This window comes from Mycobacterium sp. TH-M82 (genome assembly GCF_057473605.1).
Map to the genome: position 1 here is coordinate 1 of NZ_JBYCKY010000322.1, position 1,729 is coordinate 1,729.

General features: G+C 64.4%; 2 protein-coding genes. Both read left to right on the forward strand.

Features of this window, described 5'->3' with window-relative positions; translation table 11 throughout:
- A partial coding sequence (locus AC2VON_RS10070) for a thiolase C-terminal domain-containing protein (protein WP_486952823.1) occupies positions 1–580 on the forward strand: 580 nt, incomplete at its 5' end.
- A 139-nt stretch (positions 581–719) separates the two neighbouring features.
- On the forward strand, positions 720–1,729 hold a 1,010-nt coding region (locus AC2VON_RS10075; RefSeq protein WP_486952824.1), incomplete at its 3' end, for a DUF1214 domain-containing protein.

The following is a 1,729-nucleotide window of genomic DNA, read 5'->3' on the forward strand; positions in this document are numbered from 1 at the left end:
TGAGGATCACCAGAATTCGCGATGGATCGCCGAGCCGCTGCGGCTGCTGGACTGCTGCCAGGAGACCGACGGCGCCGTGGCGGTCGTCGTCACCTCGACCGAGCGGGCGAAGGATCTTGCGAACCGGCCGGCCGTCATCACCGCGGCCGCGCAGGGGGCGAGTCCGGACCAGTATTCGATGACCAGCTACTACCGGCCCGAGCTGGGTGGACTGCCCGAGATGGGGCTGGTGGGCAGGCAGCTGTGGGCGCAGTCCGGACTGCAGGCCGCCGACATCCAGACCGCGGTCCTCTACGACCACTTCACCCCGTTCACGTTGATCCAATTGGAGGAGCTGGGGTTCTGCGGTTGGGGCGAGGCCAAGGACTTCGTCGCCGACGGCGGCATCGAACTGGGCGGGCGGCTGCCGGTCAACACCCACGGCGGCCAGCTCGGCGAGGCCTACATCCACGGCATGAACGGCATCGCCGAAGGCGTGCGCCAGCTGCGGGGAACGTCGGTGAACCAGGTCAAGGACGTCGAACACGTCCTCGTCACCGCCGGCACCGGGGTGCCGACGTCGGGGCTGATCCTCAGCTAACAGCAGCCACACCCGCTTGGGGGGTGGGCTGTAAGCGGGCACCTTCGGTGAGTCAAGAATCTCTTTACAGCCTCGCAGCAGCAGATTAAGCTCCGTCACGATAAACGCCCAGTCTCGGATCGCGCCAGCGGAGGACCGCATGCCAACTGTCAGCTTGACGTCGCTGGTGACTGCCGGACGCGTCCGGACCGGCCGCCGGGCCGCTGGAGCGGCCGGTGCTGTGGCAACCGCGGCGGCCGGCGTGTTGGCGATAGCGACGATGGCCCCGCAGGTGACCGCCGCCGGGCCGGTCTTGTCGAGTCAGGTGCAACTCCTGTCCACGTCGGATTCGCTGCTGCCCGTGATTGAGAGCCTGCTCGCCGAACAGCAACAGATGCAAGCGGAGATGACTCAGTACCCGTTCATCAGTCCGGTTGATCTGTCCATGACCCACGAGTATGCGCAGAACGTTCTCCAGACTATGATGGCCGCGCAGACCGTCGCGTTTAACTATCTCGACCTGAACAACGTTGCGATGCCATTCGCCCCGTACGGATGGGACGCCCCCGGCGCCAACAATCAAAACCTTCTCGTGTATCAGAATCCAGACGACCAGTACACGTCTTTGCCGCTCTCGCCGAGCCATACATACACGATGACCATCGATCCCCCCGCCGGTCCCAACGGCACCGGAGATGTGAGCTTCACGTTCCTTGCCGGCAACGGTGTGACAACCCCCTTCGTCAACTCGGCTACCGGCGACCACTCTCTCGGCAGCGTCGAACTATCACAGTTCACTCCCAATGCCAACGGCAGCTATACCATCACTTTCAGTCCAACTCACCACTCAGGCAACTGGATCGAGATCCCCGCCGACTCCGAGAGGACGATCGTACGTGACAGCGTCGTGAACTGGGGCCTGCCGCACGACAGTTTCTCCATCTCGGAACAGGGCGTCCCGAGCCCGAGCCCGACCCACCCTCCACTGCTGACGGATCAACAGATCGCGTCGATACTGGATCCCGTCGCGGCCAACGGCGCTCAGGAAGCCGGCTCGCCAGATTACCTGGGGCAGTTGACGGCAACCAATGCGCCGGCGCCCAACACGCTCACCGACATACAGCCGACCGACACCTTCATGCCGGGGCCGCTGCTGACGGGCAACAACCA